This window comes from Candidatus Dactylopiibacterium carminicum, assembly GCF_014736495.1.
In the GTDB taxonomy this organism is placed as follows: Bacteria; Pseudomonadota; Gammaproteobacteria; order Burkholderiales; family Rhodocyclaceae; genus Uliginosibacterium; species Uliginosibacterium carminicum.
This window is the reverse complement of sequence record NZ_MDUX01000067.1, coordinates 1-16289: the sequence shown is the minus strand read 5'-3', so window position 1 is coordinate 16289 and position 16289 is coordinate 1. Positions and strand designations below refer to the sequence as shown.

The window sequence follows — 16289 nt, the reverse complement described above, 5'->3', positions numbered from 1 at the left end:
GGCAACCCAGTCGGCTGTCGGGGCGCCGGCGGGCAATGGCAGGTTGAGATTGCTGCCCAGGCCGGCGCCGCTGCCGCGCTCGTCTGCATGGCCAAGGTAGAAAGGGTATTCCGTGCTGGGATCACCGTGGATGCTGGCGAAAAACACGTCGCCACGCGCATAGAAGATCTCCTGCGTGCCGTTGCCGTGGTGGAAGTCCACATCCAGGATCGCTACACGAGAGACTCCTCCATCGCGCAGTGCCTGTGCGGCAATGGCGGCATTGTTGAGAAAGCAGTAACCGCCGAAATGCTCGATGCCGGCATGGTGGCCGGGCGGGCGCGTGAGCACGAAGGCACTGGCGCCCCCGCCGATCAGATGATGCGCGCCCGCCAGGGCGCAGTCCGCACCCCTGCGCGCAGCCTGCCAGCAGCCCGGGCCGAGCGGGGAGCCGGTATCGAAGCCGAAGAAGCCCAGGCGTGCGGCGAAATTTTCGGGCAGCTGATCGCGGCGCATGGCGTGCGTGGGCCAGACGCAATGGAAGGCGTCGCCCTCGTTGCCGCTGGCCTGCCACTCACGCCAGGCTGAGCGCAGGAAATCCAGGTAGCGCGCGCTGTGTACGGCGAGCAAGGCTGCGTCGGGGAATTCCGCGGGCAGTTCCAGCCGGAGTCCTGCGCCGCGCAACGCTTCGGCGACGAAGTCGAAGCGTCGGGTGTTTTCGAAGCAGGGTACGCGGTTACCGCAGAAGAATTCGAACTCGGGGTTGTGGCTGGCGGGGTTGGCGAAGACTTGCATCAGGTTCTCATGAAGCCCAGATCGTGGCTGCCGAATTGGCGGACATTGGGCAGCACCAGTGGCAGGTCCGCCTCGCGCACGCCCATCCAACGCGCCAGTGTAGCCGCGTACTGATCGACGGCGGTGGTCGGCAACAGGCGGCCGTTGCCTACGTCCAGCCGGGTGCTCAGTGCCACCTCGGGGAATTCGCCATAGACTTTCCCGCCCTGTACCGCGCCACCGACGATGAAGTGGTGGCTGCCCCAACCGTGGTCGCTGCCATCGCCATTGGCGGTCAGCGTGCGGCCGAAGTCCGACGCGGTGAACAGCGTGACCTGCCGGCTGGCCTCCAGGCGTCCGAGTGCCTCCTGAAACCAGGCGACAGCGCTGGCCACGTCCGTCAGCAGCTTCTGCTGGCGCACGAGCTGATCGTCATGGGTGTCGAAGCCGCCCAGCGACACGAAGAACACCTGGCGGCGCTGGGCCAGCCCCGATTCGCCGCGCACCCCGATCAACCGCGCGACGATCTGCAACTGCTTGGCCAGATTGTTCCTGGCGAGATCTTCCGGCAGCGCCACGCGGGCGTCTTCGGCCGGCAAGCCCGCGAGCGCGCCGGAGAGGAGGGATTCGGCTTCGATGGAGCGCTCGACCACGGCAGCATAATCGCGCGCGATGAGGCCGCTGCCCGCCGAGATCTGTGCGCGCAGGGCCTGCGTGACTGCAGCTGTGCGCGGTTTGCCGGTGGTGATGCGCTGGAAGCCGATGGCGCCTTCCGGGGTGATCTGATAGGGCAGCGTCTGCTTGCCCGCCAGCAGCACGGCGCTACCGGAGGCAGAAACTGCGGTGAACAGCGGGCTGCCGTTGTGGCTGGCGAGCAGGTCGGCGATGCGCCCGCCCCACCCCAAAGTAGCGCCCTCGGGCGAGAAGGCCTGCCAGATGGCTTGCTGGTCGTTGTGCGAGAAGAGCTTGGGCGGGCGCGGGATCACGCCGGCCTTGAAGGCCGTTGCGTCAGGGATGGGCACCAGCAGCGGACCGACGTTGGCCAGCACGGCCATTTGCCCGCGCTGGAACAGGGGGTGCAGTGGCGCGAGTGCCGGATGCAGCCCGAGATCCTGACCGGGCAGGGGCAGGATCTGCTCGTGCGGCAGGGCGATGCTCGCGCGCGCAGCGGCATAGGTCGCGTAGGCATCGGGCGCCAGCGGCAGCACGGTGTTGTGGCCATCGTTGGCGCCGTACAGGAAGAGGCAGACGAGCACTCGATAGTCATCTGCCGGCGCTTCGGCCGCGCTCGCCGCGCCGATGCCGGCCAGCTGCAGGCCCAGCGGGCCGGCTGCCTGCAGCAGCGAGAAAGCGGCCGCCTGGCGCAGGAATTCACGGCGGGAAGTCTGGCTCATGCTTCGCTCCTCATCGCTGGACAAGATATTCCGGCGAAACCATCACTAGCAGCGTAGCCAACCTCGCACGCTCCAGGCGTGCCCGGTCGGCGTTCTGGGGCTTGTCCACCGGCAACGGAACGGCCGCGATGGCTGTCGTCATGCGTTCGCGGCTGGCTGGCGACAGGCGTTCCCCGGTCAGCAGCAGATCCAGGTAGGCCACCAGCTGTTCCAGCGTGGCGGCCAGCGGCAGCAGTTCGCGGTAGTCTGCCTGCACATCGCGCTGGCGTCCGGCGCCGGACTCGATGGCGCGCTGGATGTAATTCACGTAGCCGGCCACGGCGCTTTCCGAAACGAGCTGCATCTCGGGCGCGACCAGCCCCTGGGCGGCCAGCCCGCCGCCCGGCGGGATGAAGCCCGGGCGGAAAAAGTTGAAGACGCTGGGAGAACGCAGCGGCGTCTGCCCCAGCGCGGTGCCGGGATTGTCGGTATTGCCGATGCGGTATTCGCCGGAGTCCGAACCGGCATGGAAGGCACGCATCCATTGCGTGAAACGCAGGACTGGTTCGCGCAGCCGGCCGGCTGCATCCGGGGCGGGATCACGGGCTTCCCGGTCCAGCAGCACGGCACGGATCACCGCGCGCATGTCGCCGCGCACGCCACGGCCGTTGTCGGCGAAGGCGCGTGCCACACGTCCGACATAGGCCGGGCTGGGGTTGCTGGTGACCAGGCGCTGGATCAGCTGGCGGCCGAAGAAGGGGCCGACGTTGGGATGGTGGAACAGATGATCCAGTGCGCGCTTTAGATCGCCTTCCGGATCCGCCTGCTTTTGCGCCGGGATGCTCAGGCCGAGGAAACGCTTCTCGCTGGTGGAGTGGAATTTCGGGTAGCCCTTCATGGGCAGGATGTCCCACCGGGGGTCCGCACCCTGCTGCTGGAAGTGGCGGTCACTGCTGCCCGGGCCGCCATAGGAGAAGCCGGTGAACACGCGCGCCAGGCCGGTGATGTCCTCGTTACCGTAGGTTTCCACGGGGTGGCCGTCACGCAGTTTCGGGCTGCCATCGGGGGATTCAGCTCGTACAGGCCGATGGTGAACAGCTGCATCACTTCACGCGCGTAGTTTTCGTCCGGTACCCGCCCGCGCGATGGATCTTCCTTCTGGTTCTTCAGGTGCGAGAGATAGACGCCCATCATCGGGCTGCGGCTCACGGCTTCCAGCAGGTCGCGAAAATTGCCGAAGGCGTTGCGCCCGAGCATGTCGTACCAGCCGGCCATGCCGCGCACGCGCGGGCTCAGGCTGCCGTCGAAGGAGACCACGAAGATCTCGGAGAGCGCGAGCGTCATGCGCTGGCGCAGCTGGTCCGGCGCGGTGGCAGCGGTTTTCCACACCAGATCGAGCAGCAGTTGCTGGCTGAGGTTTTCTCCCTTGGCGAGCGCAGCATGGTATGGCTCGATCACGGGCTGCAATTCCGTCTGCGGCAGGGCGAACTGTGTTTCCAGCCAACGCCTTGGCGTGCTGTGTGTGAGTGCCTGGATTTCCGCCATGCTGGGGCCGAAGCTGGCCTGCTGCAGAAAGCGCGAAGCCTCGGCCGGCGTGGGCGCCGTGTCCGCTTGCGGAAGGAGCGTGCTGCAGGCCGCCAGCGCCATGAGCAGCGCGGCGACCGAGAATGTGCGACGTAGCTTCATACGCGTACTTCCCGGAAGTCCTTTGCCTGCTTAACGGCATCCGTCCTGTTTGCGTTGACGTGGCGCTTCAGCCCGTGCGGAACCGGCGGACCCGCGTCAGCATGTCGTCGGCGATGCGCGCTACCTGCTCCGCCGTGGCATTGGTGGTGCGAGTGTTGGCATTCAGGGCGTCGGCACTGACCGAGATCTGCTCCACGCGTACGGCTACGTCCTGCGATGCCGCGGCCTGTTCGCGCAGCCCCTGGGCCACGTCGGCCACCAACCCTGCCACCTGGCGCGCGCTTTCGCGGATGGATGCCACGGCTTCGTCTGCCTGCTGGACCAGCGCTTCACCCGCTTCCACCGAGCGGACGCCGCTTTCGATGCCTTCGACAGCCTCACGCGTGGAGCGCTGGATGTTGGCGATCATCTGCGTGATCTCGGCGGTCGAGCTCGCGGTCCGCTCCGAGAGCTTGCGTACTTCATCGGCCACCACGGCGAAGCCACGCCCTTGCTCGCCCGCGCGTGCCGCCTCAATGGCGGCATTCAGCGCCAGCAGATTGGTCTGGTCGGCAATGTCCTTGATCACCGTGGCAATGCGAGAGATCTGGTCAGCCTCCGTCTCCAGCGCTTCGATACGGCCCGAGGCATCGCGCACGCTCTGGGCGATGCGGCGGATCTCGCCGGTGACCGCGCCCAGCCGTTCGCTGCCGAAGGCGGCCTGGGTGTCGGCCTGCGCGGCCTGTTTGCTGGCGTCGTCGGTGCTCTGAGACACGTGGTTGATCGAAACGGTCAGCTCTTCCACCGTAGCGGCGATGGCGGCGGCGGCTTCGCTCTGGCGGCCGCTGTCCTGCTCGGCCAGCTCGGCGGAGGATTCCAGCCCATGCGAGGCCGCCGTCGCATTTTCGGCAAGGCTGCTCATGCTGAGCACCATCTCGCTGAGTGCCCGGCGCATGCGCTCCATGGCCTGTTGCAACAGGCCGAGCTCGTCCTGCGTGCCACCGGGCAGGGGTGTGTCAGATCGCCGCTGGCAACATGGTTGGCGCTCTGCACCAGCATTTCCAGGCTTCGCCCGATGCGCATGGCGAACCACATGGCGAAGGCGATGCTCAGGTCGCAGGAAATCACCAGCAGGGCCCAGACGGACTCCTTGGCGTAATCCGCGTGAGAGACTGCGCTCGCACCGCGCAGCTCGGCTTCCTTCAGGGTCAGTTCGGCGAGTTCGTTGGTCTTGTCACGCAGGGCATTGGCGCGCTCGACCCATTCCTTGCGGCGCAGCCCCTGGGCGCCTTCCTCATCGCCTGCGCGGACCAGGGCGACGGCGGCATCCACGCTTTCGCGATAGGCCTGCGAGCGCTTGCGGACATCTTCGAGCACCTGCCGCTGCTGGTCGCTGGTTACCAACGAAGCGTGGGCTGTGATGGATTTTTGGACTTCCGCATCCAGATCCTTGAGTGATTCTTCCAGTTTGCCGCGTTGTTCCGGTGTGCCCGGCAGCAGGTATTCCAGGCTGCGTACGCGGTAGCGCAGGCGCAGTTCGCTGATGTTGCCTGTGGATTTCATTGCCGGCATGGCGGAATCCGTGAAGTGATGGACATCATCACCCAGGCGTCCCAGCAAACCGGTGGAAAGCAGCAGCGCCGCGATCAGCAGGCCGCTGCACACCAGAAAGTTGATCAGCAGTTTGTTGCGGAACCGAAGATTGTCGAACCAGCGCATGGTTGCCTCCTTTGGGTTTCACGCCGGCTCATGCTCTGCCGCTGCGGCCGGTTTTCCCAATCTACGGCATGCGCGGTCCGATCTGGATGACCTTCCCCCAAATTGATGTCATATGCCTATTCGGGCAGGGGTTATCCGTAGGTCAGCGGCGTGCTTTTGCCGCGGAACACCCAGTAGGAGAACGCCGTGTAGCCCAGGATCACCGGTACGGTGATCACGGTACCGATGAAGATCACGGTGAGCGCCGGCGTGGAGGCTGCGGCATCCCAAAGCGTCATGCGATCCATGATCACGTAGGGGTAGAGGCTGTAGGCTAGGCCGAAGAAGCCCATCAGCAGGATCACGATGGCGAGCACGAAGGGCAGCCAGGCGAACTCCTCGCGTACGCGCGGGCGCTGCAGCACCCAGGCCAGGCCAGCCAGTGCCAGCACGCAGATGAGCGGGATTGGCAGCAGGGCGAGGAAGGCAGGCATGGTGAACCAGCGCTCGCGCACGGTCTCGCTGACCCAAGGCGTGGCCAGCGAGATCAGCAGCAGGCCCAGCGCCACCGGCACCAGGCTACGGCGGGCCCAGCAGCGGGCCTTTTCCTGCAGATCGCCTTCGCTCTTGAGCAGCAGCCAGCAGCCACCCAGCATCACATAGGCTGCCGGCAGGGTGAGCGTGATCAACAGCGCGAAGGCGTGGTGGCCGGTGCCTTGGCCGAAGCCCGTCACATAGCGGCCGAGCATCCAGCCCTGGGCCAGCGTGGCGATCAGTGAGCCGGCGAAGAAGTTCAGATTCCACAACCGTTTGTGGTGATCGCGTGCCTTGACGCGGAAATCGAAGGCCACTCCGCGCAGGATCAGGCCGATGAGCATCGCCGTGACTGGCAGGTAGAGCGCGCCGAGGATCTGCCCGTGCGCCTGCGGAAAAGCGATCAACAGGATGCCCACGCCCAGCACCAGCCAGGTTTCGTTGGCATCCCAGAACGGGCCGATGGAGGCGACCATGCTGTCCTTCTCGGCATTCGGCGCCAGGGGCAGCAGCAGACCGATGCCCAGATCGAAACCATCCAGCAGCACGTAGAGCAACATGGCCACGCCGAGGATGACGAAGAAGAAGAGAGGGAGGAACTGGGCGAAGCTCATGCTTGGCCTCCTTGGGCGTAAGGGGTGGAATCAGCCTTGCCGGCCATGTAGAACAGCACGCTGACGTAGGCCACGATCAGTACCAGATAGGTGATGAGGTAGGCCGTCAGCGAGATGGCGATGGATGAGGCAGGCGCGGGGCCGACCAGATCACGCGTGAGCAATTCCCCGAAGACCAGATAGGGCTGGCGGCCGATTTCGGTGACGTACCAACCGGCCACGGTGGCGACCCAACCGGAGAAGGTCATGCCCACCAGCCCCCACAGCAACGGGCGCGGCAGTGCGTTCGGCGCACGGCGACGCAACGCCCACACCCCCGCCCAGCTGGCTAGGAGCATCAGCACGCCGATGCCGACCATGATGCGGAAGCCCCAGAACAGCGGCGCCACGGGCGGATGCCGGCCTTCGAATTCGTTGAGGCCGCGGATTTCGCCTTCCGGATCATGCTTGAGGATCAGGCTAGCGCCTTTGGGGATGCCGATCTCGAAGCGGTTGCTGCGCGTCTTCTCGTCCGGCATGGCGAACAACAGCAGCGGAGCGCCGCGCTCGGTCTGCCACACTCCCTCGATGGCGGCCACCTTCTGCGGCTGGTGCTCCAGCGTATTCAGACCGTGCATGTCACCGACGAAGATCTGCAGCGGGATCAGCACCGCGCCGGCGATCAGCCCGGTGCGCAGGGCCACGGCCGTGGCCAGCGTTTCGCGACGCCGCAATATTTGCCAGGCCGACAGGCCGGCGAGCAAAAACGACACGGTGAGCCCCGAGGCGATCAGCATGTGCGTGAAGCGATAGGGGAAGGACGGATTGAAGATCACCGCCAGCCAGCTTTCCACGTGGTATTGGCCGCTCTCCACATAGAAGCCCGCCGGGGTCTGCATCCAGGAATTCAGGGCCAGTATCCAGAACGCCGAGGAGGTGGTGCCCAGCGCCACCAGCGCGGTGGCGATCATGTGTACGCGCTCGGAGACCCGGCCGTGGCCGAACAGCATCACGCCGAGGAAGGTAGCCTCCAGAAAGAAGGCTGTCAGCACCTCGTAACCCAGCAGGGGGCCGGCGATGTTGCCCACGCGCTCCATGAAGCCTGGCCAGTTAGTGCCGAACTGGAAACTCATGGTGATGCCGGAGACCACGCCCATGGCGAAGGACAGCGCGAATACCTTGGTCCACAGCCGATAGGCCGCGAGCCAGGCTTCATTGCGCGTGGCGATCCAGCGCCAGCGGAAGAACAGCAGCGCCCAGCACAGCGCGATGGTGATGGTGGGAAACAGGATGTGGAAAGTGATATTGGCCGCGAACTGGATGCGTGCCAGCAGGAGCGGATCTAGGGTTTCCATTCGGGGGACTCCGGGCGAAGGGGAATCAGGTCTTGTTGTGCTTGCGTTGCTTGAACTTGTCAGTAAAGTCCAGCAGCTTGTGTACGGTGGCGCCCATGCCCATCAGCTTGCTGAGGGTGGCGCTGTCCAGGCGCTGGATGTCGTCGAACCAGGTGGTGAGCTGCTCGATCAGTGCGTGCATGTCACGCATGCGCTCTTGGGCGTAGCGGTCTGCCTCGCTGCCAGCCTCTTCCAGCAGCGCGCTGCGCAGCATCGACAACGTCGGCTCGATCTCGCGGCGGCGGCGCTCCTCGGCCAGGGTGCGGAACACTTCCCAGGCGTCGGCGGGAGCTTCGAAGTATTCGCGACGGTCGCCGGCAAGGTGGCGCAGTCGAACCAGGCGCCAGGCCTGAAGCTCCTTCAGGCCCATGCTCACGTTGGAGCGCGAGAACTCGAGTTCTTCGGCGATCTCGTCCGCATTCAAGGGGTGCGACGAAACGTAGATCAGCGCATAGATCTGGCCGACTGTGCGGTTGATTCCCCAGCGGGAACCCATCTCGCCGAAATGCGAAACGAAGGCGCGAACGAGTGGCGTCACGGGCAGGCTCTCTGTTGGCTTTTGATTTGCGTCAACCTTATCACGAACTTTCAGTAATTTCTGAAAGTTCGCGAAGGTCTGGATCGAGGCGAACAGTGAAAAGTGTCGGGGATGCCAGCCGCCGTTTTCCGCTTCGGGGTGAGACTGCCTGCAATGCAACTTGTCTAACGGATTAAAAGACTGCAAAGAGAGCTCTGCATGGCGTCGCGCGATCTTTGGGCGACGTTACAGTCGCGCATCCTGAGCTTCCTGCTGCCGAATCATGATTACCCGCCGTTCCTTATCGATTGCCTGCGCATTTGTCATCCTTGCCGCCTGTGGTGGCGGTGGCTCCTCTTCGGATTCCGGCACGACGGTCGCCAGCTACACGTTGGGAGGTACGATCACCGGCTTGAGCAGCAGTGGTCTGGTGCTGGGCAATGGCAGCGCCACGCTGTCCGTGGCTTCGAGCGCGAGCAGTTTCAGTTTCGGCAGCACTTCAGGCAGCTATTCGGTGACCGTGGTGACCCAGCCGGACGGGCAGACGTGTTCCGTCAGCGATGGCAGCGGCAGTTCGACGACGGATGTCAGCAGCGTCAAGGTGATCTGCCGGGGCTACGTGGCCTATGTGACGAATGCCGGTGGCAGCAGTCTGGCCATGTTCAGTGTGGGTAGCGATTCAGGCTTGCTGACAGCCTTGTCCACGCCACGCATCAGCACGACCTATGAACCCTCTACCATCGTGCTGAATACGGATGGGACGTATGCCTACGTGGCATACCGCAACAACAAGCGGATCAGCGCCTACTCGGTGGGAACCACGGGTGTTCTGGGATCGCTCGGCACGGCGGATGCCGCCAGCGCGGGCTATGCATTGGGCTTGGGGCCGGACGGCACGACGCTGTATGCCGCCAACTACGGCGCGGCGTCCGTCTCCCAGTTTTCCATCGGTACGACCGGAGTGCCGGCGGCCATGACTACCGCCTCCGTGTCTTCGGGGGTCAATCCTCAGGCTGTGGTGGTGACGCCGAACGGCAAATACGCCTATGTTGCCAACGCCAGCGACAACACCCTCTCGCAATACAGCGTGGGCAGCAGTGGAGCCCTGACTGCGCTGGCAACAGCGATCTTCGATATCTCGGGTATCGGCAAGGGGCCGGTAGCCGTGGCTGTCGATTCAGAGAGCAATTATCTTTATGTCGTGCTGGCCGACAGTGGTCTTGTTGCCCAGCTGGCCATCGGCACGACCGGCCTGCTGTCCAGCCAGTCCTTCGTTACTGCTGGGGATTCGCCCAGTGCGATCGCGCTCAGCCCGGATGGAAAATATGCCTATGTGGCGAATGCCGGGAGTGATTCCGTCAGCCAGTATTCGATTTCATCGAGGACTTCCACCAAGGGCTATCTCACCGCGCTATCCACTGCCAGCGTGGAAGCCGGAGACAACCCCGTGGCGATCGCGGTGAGCCCGGATTCGAGCTATGTCTACGTCGTCAACAGCACGGACGCGACGGTCTCTCAGTACGAAATCCAGTCTGGTGGCGCATTGCAGGCACTGAGTGCCGCGACCGTAGCCACCGGTGGCGCAACACCGACTTCCATCGCTGTCCGATAAGGGCTGTTCCGGATGTGCAGGCGCAACAGGCCTGCAAGAATGGCCCGGGGGCATGCTGGCGTGCCCCCACAACCACTTCCGGGAGATCTCATCATGTACCGATTCGTGACCGTTACCCTGCTGGCCCTGTTTGCCACCAGCAGCTTCGCCGCGACCTGCGAGGAGCAGGCCGCGGACAAGAAACTGGCCGGAGCCAAGACCAGCTTCCTGAAGAAGTGCAATACAGATGCCGTCAGCGGCGGCTGTACGGCACAGGCCGACGAGAAGAAACTTGCCGGTGCCGCACGCAACAGTTTCCTGAAGAAATGCGAGACCGATGGCAAGGCCGCCCACGCAGCGGCTGGCTGCGAAGTCCAGGCGGCAGAGAAGAAACTGGCTGGCGCGGCGAAAAACAGCTTCGTCAAGAAATGTGTGACCGACGCTGGCATGCAGTAAGCCTTGCCCGGGCTGGGGCTCTGTGAGTCTCCAGCCCGGCACCCCCTGATTTTCTCTGCTATTGGACAGGAGCTCACAGGCCGGCAGGCTTGGAGTTCTCGTCCCATCCTTCTAGAATCGCCCTTGGAATTCCCTAGGGCTCCCGTCTTCGCAGTTCCCAATCCTCCAGCACCACCCAGTAGCTCGGGTGTCTGTCATGACCGCATTCCTGTTGTTTCCGCGCTCTCCGGCCATTTCCGGCCGCCATGAGGGCCTTGGCCCCTTTCGTGTCGTCGATACGGTGCAGGAGGGCGGCTGAGTATGCATGCACTTGTTCGATGGTTTGCCGACACCGTGGGCCTCAGTGCCTGGCGGCGCTGGGGCGTTCTGCTTGCACTGTCTGCCCTGCTCGCTGCACTGGCCGACCAGGGAGGGCTGCCTGCCGCGCTGCTGCTGGGCAGCATCGTCGCGGGCATGCTGATGGCGCTGGCCGGCGTGGCGCCACGGCCACCCCGCAGCAGCTTCGTCGTCGCCCAGGGCATGATCGCCTGTATGGTCGCCAGTACGCTCACGCCTCCCATCCTGATGTCGCTGCATCGCGACTGGGCCTTGTTCCTTGCCGTCACTCTGGCAGTTGTTGCGTTGTGCTCAGGCATGGGCTGGTTGCTCGCGATGCGCCGCGTGTTGCCCGGGACCACTGCGGTATGGGGCTCATCACCGGGTGGTGCGGCGGTGATGACGGCAATGTCCGAAGCGCATGGCGGCGATATGAGTCTGGTCGCCGTGATGCAATACCTGCGTGTGGTGATGGTGGCGCTGGCGGCGACCTTCGTGGCGCGCTTCTGGGCCGGTACGGGCTCGGTGGAGGCGATAGCGGTCGACTGGTTTCCGCCACTGGTGCCGGGGGCGCTGGCCCAGACCCTGTTGCTGGGATGTGGCGGTGCCTGGCTGGCTGATCGTTTCAATCTGCCAGGTGGCCCGATGCTGATGCCGATGATCGTGGCTGCCGGGCTCAACGCAGCTGGCCTGTTCGAGCCGGCATTGCCCCCCTGGTTGCTGGCGTGTGCTTTTGCCGTGCTGGGCTGGAATATCGGCCTGCGTTTCACGCGGGAATCGCTGGCGCGTGCCGCCATCGCGTTGCCGGCCATCGTGGCCTCCATCCTGTGTTTGCTGGCGGTCTGTTGCGGGCTGGCCGTAGCGCTGCACTACCTGGTCGGCATCGATCCGCTGACGGCCTATCTTGCCACCAGCCCCGGCGGTTTCGAGAGCGTGGCGATCATCGCGGCCGGCGCCGGAGTGAACCTGCCTTTCGTGATGGCCTTCCAGACTGCGCGCCTGCTGATCGTGGTGCTTACCGGGCCGGTGATCGCACGCTGGATTGCCGGACGCGTGCCGCAACAGGCCCTAAAGCCAATGTCATTAAGTTAGGCGTCAAACCCTTTCTTGGCGTCATCCCGGCGAAGGCCGGGATCCAGAGAGGTGCCCGGGACGCTGGATTCCGGCCTTCGCCGGAATGACGGAAAAGTTCTAACTCAATGGCATTGACCCTAGAGCCGGGCTTCCTGCAGATCGATACGGCGTACCGCCGTGCGGCAGGCGTCTTCCGATATCTCGTTTTCACGGGCGAGGCGGAACAGTTCGTCGCGTGAGGCCTGCAGGGCCGCGAGGCGCATGTCTGCTTCGATTGCGATCACCTCGCGTACCAGGGCCGGATCGGAATCCTTGTCCAGCGCACCGTGGTGAGACAGGTTGAAACTCTGCATGAGGTGCTCGGCCACGCTGATGTAGCGCTGCGGATCGGTATCCGGGTGCTGGCGCAACAGATCGTGCAGTCGTTGTTCGATGGCCTTTACCGATGCCGGGCGCACGGCTTCGCGGGCCAGGTCTTCCTCCGCGTGGGATTCGGCACTGGGCGGTGCGTTGAGTTCGCGCAGCAGGTGCGGCAGGCTGAGGCTGGCAGTCAGCAGGGAGACGATGACCACCGAGGCGGCCAGGAAGATGGCGAGATCGCGCGCCGGGAGCGGCGAGCCATCAGCCAGCACGAGCGGCAGCGTGAGCACGCCGGCGAGTGTAATGGCGCCACGCACACCGGCGAGCGAGACCGCCAGCGTGAGGCGAGTGCCAGGATCCGGAATCGCTTCTTCCCGTCGGCTTGCCAGCCAGCGCGCCACCTTGACCGAGCCCCAGACCCATACGAACCGCAGTGCGGCGAGCGCCAGGTTGATCACCACGGCGTAGAACAGCAGCCACCAGGGATTTACGTGGCCGGTTTCTTCCACGACCTGCACCGCGCCGCGGAAAATGCGTGGCAACTGCTCGCCGAGCAATACGAACATGATGCCGTTGAGCGTGAATTGCAGCGTGTTCCACACGACCGTGCGCTGGATGCGCGTGCTGGCCAGCGCATGGCCGCTCAGCTCCACGTAACTCATCACGATGCCCGCCGCCACGGCGGCCAGGATGCCCGATGCACCCACATGCTCGGCCAGTCCGTAGGCGCCGAAGGGAATCAGCAGACTCACCAGGATCTCGGCACCCGGCTCTTCGCCATAGCGCTTGAGCAGCCGGCGTTTGCCCCAGGCCATCAGCCAGGTGAAGCCGGCGCCGACGCCGACGCCCGCCAGCGCCACCCAGAGGAAGGAGAGCGCCGCATCCGAGAGCGAGAATGCGCCGGTCACTGCGGCGGCCACGGCGAAGCGGAAGGCCACCAGGCCGCTGGCATCGTTGAGCAGGGATTCGCCTTCGAGTACGTGCATCACGCGCTTGGGCATCGGGATGCGCGCGGTGATGGCGGAGACTGCGATCGGATCGGTCGGTGACACGATGGCTGCCAGCGCGAAGGCGATCGGCAGCGGCATGGCGGGGATCATCCAGTGGATCAGGAAGCCCAGGCCCACCACGGTGAAGATCACCAGCCCGAAGGCCATCTGGAAGATCGCGAAGCGGTCGCGCAGCAGGCCTTCCTTGGGGATGCGCCAGCCGTCGAGGAACAGTAGCGGTGGCAGGAAAAGCAGAAAGAAGACTTCCGGATCGAGCGCGATGCCATGGTTGAACACCCCGGCGATCACCGCGCCAAGCCCGATCTGTACCAGGGGCAGCGGGATCGGCCAGGGCATCATGCGCGTGATGAAGCCGCTGGCGACGACGGCCACGAACATAACGAGCGTGATGTCGATGGCGTTCAAGTGTTCTTTCCTCCTGCCTGGCGCAGGCGCGGTCCGCCCGTCTGCCGGTGCGGGATTCTAGCGTCGCAGGCGCGGACAGGGCTCATGCCAGCCCGAGCTTCTGCAGCCAGGCGTCGATTTCATCACCGCTGTTCATGTCCGCCACGATCAGGCCATCGAGCATGAAGGTGGGCGATACGTGGATGCCGTTCTGTCGCGCGTAGCGTGCCTGCCATTTCACCGCCTGTGTCAGCTCGCCGCGCTCGAAGAGGGCACGCAGCGAGAGGCCGCTCAAAGTCTCGATGCGTGCCAGCATGGTGGCCGGGGATTCGTCCAGCAGGGGGCCGCGGCAGTGGTCCTCCGGTTCGAATTCCGCCCGATGTGCGTAGATCGCCGTCATCACCTGTCTGGCGGCTTCGCGCCCTCCCGGTGTGGCGGCAGCCGAGAGGATGGCACGCGTGGTGACCGGCGAGAACGTGTGCCAGGGCTGTGATTGCAATCGGATACGGATCGTCAGGTGATCCGCGCCAGCACGTGCAAGCAGTGCATCGAGCTTGGCGTAGGCACGGCCGGAGAACGGGCAGGTCGGCTCCAGGAAGACTTCCAGGATCTTTGGCCCGTGCCCCCATTCAAGGGAGGCGGGCGTGGTGTTTGCGGTCATGTGTCGCCTTGCGGGTGCCGGGTCAGTGTCTGGCGAGTTCGGTGTCGATGGCCTGCAGCAGGCGCGGATCGTCGGCAGCAGTGTCCGGCGAGAAGCGCGCGACTACCCGGCCCGAGCGGTCGAGCAGGAATTTTTCGAAGTTCCACAACACGTCGACTGGGCTTGCAGCCTTGATGCCATGGCTTTCCAGACGTTCGCGGAACGGGCCGTCACCTGTGGATTGCGGCTGTGCGGCGGTGAGCGCGGCATACAGAGGATGCTGGTCGGCACCGAGTACCGAGAGCTTGGCGAACAGCGGGAACTGCACGTCATAAGTCAGCTTGCAGAATTCGGCGATCTCCGCTTCCGTACCGGGTTCCTGCGCCTTGAAATTGTTGGCGGGAAAACCCAGCACCTCCAGCCCCTGAGCACGCTTGTCCTCATACAGCTTTTCCAGTCCGGCGTATTGCGGCGTCAGCCCGCATTTCGAGGCCACATTGACCACCAGCAGCACCTTGCCGCGAAACGCCGCAAGTGTCGTCGGCGTGCCATCGATGCGCTGCAGGGGGATGTCGTAGAGATCGCTCACGGTCAGCTCCTGTTGCGTGGGGAGGTTCATTGTAGGTCCGATGGCTCCCGCTGGCTGCCCGAGCCGCGTTGCGACATGAACCTGACGCCTCGGGCTTGAGCGGACAGAAAACAGGTCAATCATCCTGCTGTGCCGGGCACGGAAGGATGATTGGCCTTTGTGTGCCAGGAATCTTGAAGGGGCGTGTCAGGCCTTGCGCTTGAAGCGATATGCCACAGCCAGGATCACGAACCACAGCGGGCTGGCGATCAGCGCCTGGCGGGTATCTGCTTCAAGCGCCAGCAGCACCAGGATGAAGACGAAGAAGGCGAGGCAGGCCATGCACATCGCGACGCCGCCCGGCATCTTGTAGGTGGAGGCTTCGTGCAGCGCGGCGCGTTTGCGGCGGTAGGCGATGTACGAAAGCATGATCAGCGACCACACGAACATGAAAAGGATCGCCGACAGCGTGGTGACCAGCGTGAAGGCTTCCACCAGGTCAGGAATCACCCACATCAGCACCACGCCGCCCAGCAGGCACACGCACGAGAAGAGCAGGCCGCGCGAGGGTACCGCAGCACGCGAGAGGCGTCCGAAGGCTGTTGGCGCATCCCCTTTCAGTGCCAGGCCGTAGAGCATCCGGCTGGTCGAGAAAACGCCGCTGTTGGCCGACGAGGCTGCCGAGGTCAGCACCACGAAATTGATCACGCCGGCAGCGGCAGGCAGGCCGGCGAGCATGAACAGTTCCACGAACGGGCTCTTGTTCGGCACCACTTCGCGCCAGGGGGTGACGGCCATGATCGCGATCAGCGCCAGCACGTAGAAGAAGATGATGCGCACCGGAATCGAATTGATCGCGCGCGGCAGTGTGCGCATCGGATCGCGCGCCTCGGCCGCCGTGGTGCCCACCAGCTCGATCCCGACGAAGGCGAAGACCGCTATCTGGAAGCCGGCGAAGAAGCCCATCATGCCGTGCGGGAACATGCCGCCATCGTTCCAGAGGTTCGCCAGGCTTGCGGCATGGCCCGAAGGCGATACGAAGCCGCCGGTCACCATGAAGAGGCCCGTGGCCACCAGCGCCACGATGGCGACGATCTTGATCATTGCGAACCAGAATTCCACTTCGCCGAAAAGCTTCACGGTGAGCAGGTTGAGCGTCAGCAGCAGGCCCACGCAGGCCAGTGCGGGCACCCACTGCGGCAGCCCGGGGAACCAGAACTGGGTGTAAGACGAGATCGCGATCACGTCGGCGATGCCTGTCACCACCCAGCAGAACCAGTAGGTCCAGCCGGTGAAGAAGCCGGCCCAGGAGTAGGGAGGGGGGAGAAACCGGACGGGGTGCTGGGGGTGAAAACGGCCGGAAA

The 16289-nt window shown here is 64.6% G+C and carries 16 protein-coding genes; 3 read left to right on the top strand and 13 right to left on the bottom strand.

What is annotated here, in order from left to right; all coding sequences use genetic code 11:
- The 9 genes from BGI27_RS15510 to BGI27_RS15480 all read right to left on the bottom strand — a co-directional run.
- The coding region (locus BGI27_RS15510; RefSeq protein WP_095525730.1) for an arginase family protein at nucleotides 1–774 on the bottom strand (774 nt) is incomplete at its 3' end.
- The gene (locus tag BGI27_RS15505; RefSeq protein ID WP_095525729.1) at nucleotides 774–2147 is read right to left on the bottom strand and encodes a DUF1501 domain-containing protein; all 1374 of its coding nucleotides are present in this window, start codon (nucleotides 2145–2147) and stop codon (nucleotides 774–776) included. The genes BGI27_RS15510 and BGI27_RS15505, both read right to left, overlap by 1 nt.
- A 10-nt stretch (nucleotides 2148–2157) precedes the next feature.
- A complete protein-coding gene (locus BGI27_RS18575; RefSeq protein WP_263406639.1) occupies nucleotides 2158–3114 on the bottom strand; it encodes a DUF1800 family protein in 957 nt (318 codons plus the stop codon).
- The gene (locus tag BGI27_RS18570) at nucleotides 3021–3812 is read right to left on the bottom strand and encodes a DUF1800 family protein (protein WP_095525727.1); all 792 of its coding nucleotides are present in this window, start codon (nucleotides 3810–3812) and stop codon (nucleotides 3021–3023) included. Before BGI27_RS18570 ends, BGI27_RS18575 begins: the two co-directional genes overlap by 94 nt.
- Nucleotides 3813–3879: 67 nt before the next feature.
- Nucleotides 3880–4755 (bottom strand): methyl-accepting chemotaxis protein, encoded by an 876-nt coding sequence (locus BGI27_RS15495; protein ID WP_095525726.1) that lies wholly within the window; start codon nucleotides 4753–4755, stop codon nucleotides 3880–3882.
- Nucleotides 4710–5510, bottom strand: coding sequence for an MCP four helix bundle domain-containing protein (locus tag BGI27_RS18260; RefSeq protein WP_095525725.1), 801 nt, complete (start codon nucleotides 5508–5510; stop codon nucleotides 4710–4712). The genes BGI27_RS15495 and BGI27_RS18260 overlap by 46 nt, the downstream gene beginning before the upstream one ends.
- Nucleotides 5511–5641: 131 nt before the next feature.
- Nucleotides 5642–6637: a cytochrome d ubiquinol oxidase subunit II gene (locus tag BGI27_RS15490; protein WP_095525724.1), complete on the bottom strand. Its 996-nt coding sequence runs from the start codon at nucleotides 6635–6637 to the stop codon at nucleotides 5642–5644.
- The gene (locus BGI27_RS15485; protein ID WP_095525723.1) at nucleotides 6634–7971 is read right to left on the bottom strand and encodes a cytochrome ubiquinol oxidase subunit I; all 1338 of its coding nucleotides are present in this window, start codon (nucleotides 7969–7971) and stop codon (nucleotides 6634–6636) included. The genes BGI27_RS15490 and BGI27_RS15485 overlap by 4 nt, the downstream gene beginning before the upstream one ends.
- A gap of 25 nt (nucleotides 7972–7996) precedes the next feature.
- Nucleotides 7997–8548 (bottom strand): GbsR/MarR family transcriptional regulator, encoded by a 552-nt coding sequence (locus BGI27_RS15480; protein WP_095525722.1) that lies wholly within the window; start codon nucleotides 8546–8548, stop codon nucleotides 7997–7999.
- 262 nt (nucleotides 8549–8810) lie between these two features.
- Here BGI27_RS15480 and BGI27_RS15475 point away from each other — a divergent pair, with 262 nt between their 5' ends.
- From BGI27_RS15475 to BGI27_RS15465, 3 genes are all read left to right on the top strand, one after another.
- Nucleotides 8811–10139, top strand: a complete 1329-nt coding sequence (locus BGI27_RS15475; protein WP_095525721.1) for a lactonase family protein — start codon at nucleotides 8811–8813, stop codon at nucleotides 10137–10139.
- 93 nt (nucleotides 10140–10232) lie between these two features.
- The gene (locus BGI27_RS15470) at nucleotides 10233–10574 is read left to right on the top strand and encodes a hypothetical protein (protein WP_095525720.1); all 342 of its coding nucleotides are present in this window, start codon (nucleotides 10233–10235) and stop codon (nucleotides 10572–10574) included.
- Between the two features lie 300 nt (nucleotides 10575–10874).
- The gene (locus BGI27_RS15465; RefSeq protein WP_095525719.1) at nucleotides 10875–11981 is read left to right on the top strand and encodes an AbrB family transcriptional regulator; all 1107 of its coding nucleotides are present in this window, start codon (nucleotides 10875–10877) and stop codon (nucleotides 11979–11981) included.
- Between the two features lie 119 nt (nucleotides 11982–12100).
- On the opposite strand, the gene BGI27_RS15460 is transcribed toward BGI27_RS15465, so the two are convergent.
- The 4 genes from BGI27_RS15460 to BGI27_RS15445 form a co-directional block, all read right to left on the bottom strand.
- Entirely contained in the window at nucleotides 12101–13738 is a 1638-nt protein-coding gene (locus tag BGI27_RS15460) for a Na+/H+ antiporter (protein ID WP_095525718.1), read from the bottom strand.
- An 82-nt stretch (nucleotides 13739–13820) separates the two neighbouring features.
- Nucleotides 13821–14378: a DsbA family protein gene (locus BGI27_RS15455; RefSeq protein WP_095525717.1), complete on the bottom strand. Its 558-nt coding sequence runs from the start codon at nucleotides 14376–14378 to the stop codon at nucleotides 13821–13823.
- Between the two features lie 22 nt (nucleotides 14379–14400).
- Entirely contained in the window at nucleotides 14401–14976 is a 576-nt protein-coding gene (locus BGI27_RS15450; RefSeq protein ID WP_095525716.1) for a glutathione peroxidase, read from the bottom strand.
- A 156-nt stretch (nucleotides 14977–15132) separates the two neighbouring features.
- Nucleotides 15133–16289: amino acid permease (locus BGI27_RS15445; protein ID WP_095530321.1), on the bottom strand; the 1157-nt coding region annotated here is incomplete at its 5' end.

Bases quoted from the DNA above. Each gene is read 5' to 3' on its own strand.
- BGI27_RS15470 (WP_095525720.1), top strand. From the start codon at position 10,233: ATGTACCGATTCGTGACCGTTACCCTGCTGGCCCTGTTTGCCACCAGC.
- BGI27_RS15475 (WP_095525721.1), top strand. From the start codon at position 8,811: ATGATTACCCGCCGTTCCTTATCGATTGCCTGCGCATTTGTCATCCTT.
- BGI27_RS15490 (WP_095525724.1), bottom strand. From the start codon at position 6,637: ATGAGCTTCGCCCAGTTCCTCCCTCTCTTCTTCTTCGTCATCCTCGGC.
- BGI27_RS18260 (WP_095525725.1), bottom strand. From the start codon at position 5,510: ATGCGCTGGTTCGACAATCTTCGGTTCCGCAACAAACTGCTGATCAAC.
- BGI27_RS15455 (WP_095525717.1), bottom strand. From the start codon at position 14,378: ATGACCGCAAACACCACGCCCGCCTCCCTTGAATGGGGGCACGGGCCA.
- BGI27_RS18570 (WP_095525727.1), bottom strand. From the start codon at position 3,812: ATGAAGCTACGTCGCACATTCTCGGTCGCCGCGCTGCTCATGGCGCTG.
- BGI27_RS15450 (WP_095525716.1), bottom strand. From the start codon at position 14,976: ATGAACCTCCCCACGCAACAGGAGCTGACCGTGAGCGATCTCTACGAC.
- BGI27_RS15465 (WP_095525719.1), top strand. From the start codon at position 10,875: ATGCATGCACTTGTTCGATGGTTTGCCGACACCGTGGGCCTCAGTGCC.
- BGI27_RS15485 (WP_095525723.1), bottom strand. From the start codon at position 7,971: ATGGAAACCCTAGATCCGCTCCTGCTGGCACGCATCCAGTTCGCGGCC.
- BGI27_RS15495 (WP_095525726.1), bottom strand. From the start codon at position 4,755: ATGGAGCGCATGCGCCGGGCACTCAGCGAGATGGTGCTCAGCATGAGC.
- BGI27_RS15505 (WP_095525729.1), bottom strand. From the start codon at position 2,147: ATGAGCCAGACTTCCCGCCGTGAATTCCTGCGCCAGGCGGCCGCTTTC.